This is a genomic window from Aliivibrio logei, assembly GCF_001691055.1.
Classification (GTDB): domain Bacteria; phylum Pseudomonadota; class Gammaproteobacteria; order Enterobacterales; family Vibrionaceae; genus Aliivibrio; species Aliivibrio salmonicida.
In genome coordinates, this window is sequence record NZ_MAJU01000027.1 from 1 (window position 1) to 4,862 (window position 4,862).

A 4,862-nucleotide genomic window follows, 5' to 3' on the forward strand; every position below is an offset into this window, starting at 1 on the left:
CCTCGCTATTTATAACGCCGCCATAACACGTGCTGACGACTTACTTTCCAAACCAATTATACTTCAAACCAAAAACGCCGAATGTAATAAGCATCGTGTTGATGCATTTGTTAGTTTTTGTTGGTAATGATTGATTCGGTAATCGCATTCACTTTATAGCCATCAAAATGAGGATAGTATTCTGGTAACTCACCCTGCCGGAATCCCGTAATTTGCAAATTTATAGAATTAGTCAATCTGACTAGATATTGAGTTTTATTTATTACATCCTCATATAAAAATCCATTAGATAAAGCCTTAAGTGATAATTTAACTGGAAATCTCATACTATAGTCATTTGTTTTATTAATATATTTACATAGTTCTTTCAGAATTAATTTTGCTTCAGCATAAAATACATCAAAATCCCTTGTAAATTTGATATTTGTATCAGCAGAAGTAATTCCTCCTCCAATTGGAGCATAGTTAGTACCGTCTGGCATTTCTATTAATGCATTACACGAATTCTTTCTTAAATTTTGTCTTTGCTCAGAAGTAAGAATTTCTGATGATTGAGAGATTCCATAAATTGTATAAGGTTTAAGTAACTCTGGCCATTCTTCATGCATAATTTCAATCAGGGATTGTTCGGTCCACAAATAAGGAACTCCTCCTTTACCGTGCTTACTCACCCGCAAAAAATATACTGATTCTTCCGTTACATAGGCGATTAGGATTGGGCCAGTTCTATTAATGAAACCTTTACTTTTTCCTGATTCACAAATCCCTGTACCTAAGTGAAAATGATGTAAACCAAAATCATTTAGAAAACTATCGTTATAACTAGCATCTTTTAAATTACTACTTAAGTAAGCATTTATATTGAACCCCAATTTAAAACCATTAACCAAAGCATCAAATCCATCTTTACATTCTAAGGGGCAATCAAGATTTTTAGACATAAATACCATTCTTGGTATAGGGCTAATTTCGCGATTTAGAAGATTCATATACTGGTGAAAAGAGGATATTTTAGTATCTGCTTTCCATTTATAGCCCTTATTTTGCATTTCCCTTTCTGCTAATAAATTTAGCTCATTTCTCAATGTACATCGAATATCCATTAATCATCCATAATATTGTTTACAAAAGTATCAAAAACAAGAACTAACGCCGCAATAACACGTTTATTACTACGACGACTTAGCTGAATTTTACTGCCTTAAACACCAAAACCAAAGACAAACCTACAACGCCGAATGTAATAAATCGTGTTGATTGCTTTGTTATACGTTGACCTGATATTTCAGATCTTTTGCTTCATCGCCAGTCATGCCTCTGAAACCCCAACAATGAGCTGGTTGTTCTTTAATGGTAATTTCAACATCAATTGGGGATATTCCTAATTCACATTCAATTGTAGAGAATAAAGACCTAATTAACGCCTTTTTCGTTTCAACCGCCCTACCTTCCATCATATTTATTTCAATCACGGTATAAGCGTTACTACGACCATCTGGATAATAGAAATCTTCTTTATCCATTGGTATAAAACGATGAGCCCGCTTATCTTCAGGCAAACCAATTTCAGAATTAAGACACGATTGGATCACGTCTGACAATTTCGCTTTAATTGGATCTAAATTCTCTTTTATTCCGTAAACCACTACCATTTTTCATTCCCTCAAAAACGTATAACGCCGCCATAACACGTGCTGACGACTTACTTTCCAAACCAATTATACTCTAAACCAAAAGCGCCGAATGTTATAAGCATCGTGTTGATGGCTTTGTTAGGCGAAAACTAAATTGATCGTATAAATTTCAAACCATCTAAAATCAATTATGCTTATCTATTTCTTTTGTCAATTCCTCAACAGTCATTAACACTTTAGATTTCTTTAAATCTGGATGGATTTCGTTTTCATTATATCCAGTCGGCATAAATGACTTTTTCGAATCACTACTCACAATCCAAGAAGCGAATGGCCTTTTTTTACCAAGATAATTACTTACTCCGACTGGAGCTAATCCAACAAGATCACCAACAGCTTTATAAGTCGCTCGTATTTTCAGTGAGTTTAAAAAGTATAAAATAAATTTAATTTCAAGGCCTTTATCCATTGATATTTTGTCCTTTTATATAAAAATCAACTCTCATAATAACAAAGTTAAACATTTGAATGGATAGCAAAATCCAAATAAATCAGCTAAAAAAGCCTAGACGTTTCTACTAAATTCATCAAAACGTGATATTCGCCTAACGCCGCCATAACACGTGCTGACGACTTACTTTCCAAACCAATTATACTTCAAACCAAAAACGCCGAATGTTATAAGCATCGTGTTGATGGCTTTGTTATGCGCGCTCTATCAGTTGCCCACTATTTTTCTGGACCTTTATCAAATTGCTTAAGACCATCATTAATATCAAACCAAGGAGCTTTTGAAGCAACAAAGATATGAAAGTTAGGTTTATGCGTTGGTGTGCTATCCAGAATACCTAAACGAATATTATGTTTACCACCGGTGATTTTTCTAGAAAATAAGCTTGAACCGCAACACTTACAAAATGCTAATTCTGTTTCCTCACTTTTTGAGTAAATGGAAACAAACTCCTCACCTTTTGTAAAAGCAAATTTTGACGATGAAATCCCACCAACTGATGAGTAATCCGAGCCAGTAAATTTACGACACTCAGAGCAATGACAATTTCCCATATAATCAAAATCATCTGGGACTTCAATTCCAATTTTTCCACATAGGCATGAGCCAGTTAACATTTCCATTTTTCCTCCTAAGCGCATAACGCCTGCATAACACGTTTGCTACCATGCAGATTAAGCTAAAATTTACCACTTAACACGGTAAACAAAAAGAAACCTAGAATGCCGAATGTAGCAAATCGTGTTGATGCATTTGTTATGTTTTTAAGCCGCATTCTATTGCGGATACCTCATGTAATACTTGCAAGACGAAAATCGTTTGTTGAATGTTTACATTTTCATTACTTTTTTCATAAATATAACGCCAATTCACAAATGCATGATTAATGTTCTTCAGGTGTTCTTTAAACAAAATACCTTGTTCAATTTGATATTGGCTCTCAAGTTTCTTCGATGTTTTATTGATCTTATCTTTGACTTTATTTGGTAAAGATTTAAATAAAGCAGTTAATACATGAGACTCACTTATTTGACCATTAATTTCTTGTAAGCACTTAAGATACATTTCAGCACTAAATGCTGCATTTACCACGAACGGTGCGATGCTTTGTGGATTTCTTGGTAACGACTTTAAATCTCTTTCGTAAAGATAGGCTGAGGTATTAGCGAAAGACTGAGCTTGATTATAAATGGATTCAGACTTAGAAATATCTCGCCAAAGCCCTTTTGACTTAATAAGTTCTTGAGCTAATCTAGCGGCTTCGTTACGGTCAGCTACATCTCTAACATACCCAATTGGTTTATTGTCAACCATGACGGTTTTCATGCCTTTTGGTGGCTTAATACTGATTTCCATTTGCCCTCCCATTTACCTGAAACATAACGCCTGCATAACACGTTTGCTACGATACAGACTTAGCTGAATTTTACTGCCTTAATCACTGAAACTAAAGGCAAACCGACAACGCCGAGTGTAGCAAATCGTGTTGATGCATTTGTTATGTGCGTTCTATTTTTACCCCCAAAAACAACTGTACTCATCGGCAGCAACTGTTTCCGTAAAAGAAGACAATTCCTTTACTGATTGGACTGGTTCATAGCTATGCCATTTAAAATCAGATTTCATCCAGTAAATTTTCCACTCATTTTTAGATTTAACGTAAGTTGCTTTTGCAATTGAGCATTCAGTTATTTTGGTAGGATCATTCCATACAGGTCTAAGTTCAAAGATTTCGATACTTTGCCCATCAATACGATAAGAGATATCAACTTGCACTCTCAATTCAATAGGTGGACGATGAACTACTAAAAAATCCTCGATTACCTTCCCATATCTTTTTAATTCAAATTCTGAGAATGCCATTTTAACCTCAACAATAGTAATTTTGATTGAGTTTACTCTGTTAGCTAATTGATTTCCAAAACGATACTCAGTTTTGACCACAAAAGCACATAACGCCTGCATAACACGTTTACTACTATGTAATTATACTTGAAATTGACACCTTAAAACGAGAAATACCCGACAACCTGAGATGCCGAGTGTAGTAAATCGTGTTGATGCATTTGTTATATTTTACTACGCCATAGCAAAATTGATTGTGTGCACCTTAGTTAAATTCACGTTTTGTTTAGCTTGCCATAGATCGTAATTATCTTGCATTGTTAACCAACTCTCAGGTGTACGACCTAGTGATTTTGAAAGACGTAATGCCATTTCAGGTGAAATTGAACTCTTACCCTTTATCACTCGATTTAGAGTTGAAGCCGCAACATCAAGCTGTTTAGCAACAAAGCGACAACTATAGCCAAATGGTTCCATATAAACGTCATGGATAAACTCACCTGGATGTGGGGGATTGTACATAGCCATTAATGGTAATCCTCGTAATTTAAAATGTAAGCATTACCATCGATAAACTCGAAAGTAACACGCCAGTTACCATTTACTGTAATTGACCAAATTCCATCTCTATCCCCTTTCAAAGGATGAAGCTTGAAACCCGGCAAATCAACATCATCGATAATGGTTGCAGTATCTATCGCGGCTAATTGCATTCTCAATTTGCGATCATGTTTCGCTTGAATGCCCGCTTTACTGCCAGTCTCAAAAAACTTTTTAAGACCTTTGTGCTTAAATGTTTTAATCATACGAAGAGTGTAGCGCGTTGCGCATTATGACGCAAGTTTCAATAAAAAATATAACGCCTGCATAAC

8 protein-coding genes are annotated in these 4,862 nt (G+C 35.1%); all 8 read right to left on the reverse strand.

The genetic code is table 11. From position 1 onward, the window contains the following. Window positions 1–110 precede the first annotated feature (110 nt). Window positions 111–1,103 carry a hypothetical protein gene (locus A6E04_RS18010; protein ID WP_065612024.1) on the reverse strand — a complete coding sequence of 331 codons (993 nt, stop codon included), beginning with the start codon at window positions 1,101–1,103 and terminating at the stop codon, window positions 111–113. A gap of 162 nt (window positions 1,104–1,265) precedes the next feature. After that, complete coding sequence (locus A6E04_RS18015) at window positions 1,266–1,652, reverse strand: tautomerase family protein (protein ID WP_065612025.1); 387 nt, start codon at window positions 1,650–1,652, stop codon at window positions 1,266–1,268. Between the two features lie 166 nt (window positions 1,653–1,818). Beyond that, window positions 1,819–2,103, reverse strand: coding sequence for a hypothetical protein (locus A6E04_RS18020; RefSeq protein ID WP_065612026.1), 285 nt, complete (start codon window positions 2,101–2,103; stop codon window positions 1,819–1,821). Window positions 2,104–2,363: 260 nt separating this feature from the next. Beyond that, window positions 2,364–2,768 (reverse strand): GFA family protein, encoded by a 405-nt coding sequence (locus A6E04_RS18025; RefSeq protein WP_065612027.1) that lies wholly within the window; start codon window positions 2,766–2,768, stop codon window positions 2,364–2,366. A 133-nt stretch (window positions 2,769–2,901) separates the two neighbouring features. Next, window positions 2,902–3,501, reverse strand: a complete 600-nt coding sequence (locus A6E04_RS18030; protein WP_065612028.1) for a hypothetical protein — start codon at window positions 3,499–3,501, stop codon at window positions 2,902–2,904. 159 nt (window positions 3,502–3,660) lie between these two features. After that, window positions 3,661–4,110: a DUF3024 domain-containing protein gene (locus A6E04_RS18035; RefSeq protein WP_244886292.1), complete on the reverse strand. Its 450-nt coding sequence runs from the start codon at window positions 4,108–4,110 to the stop codon at window positions 3,661–3,663. A gap of 114 nt (window positions 4,111–4,224) precedes the next feature. After that, entirely contained in the window at window positions 4,225–4,518 is a 294-nt protein-coding gene (locus A6E04_RS18040) for a HigA family addiction module antitoxin (protein ID WP_017023495.1), read from the reverse strand. Continuing rightward, the gene (locus A6E04_RS18045) at window positions 4,518–4,796 is read right to left on the reverse strand and encodes a type II toxin-antitoxin system RelE/ParE family toxin (protein WP_017023496.1); all 279 of its coding nucleotides are present in this window, start codon (window positions 4,794–4,796) and stop codon (window positions 4,518–4,520) included. The genes A6E04_RS18040 and A6E04_RS18045 overlap by 1 nt, the downstream gene beginning before the upstream one ends. Between the last annotated feature and the right edge of the window lie 66 nt (window positions 4,797–4,862).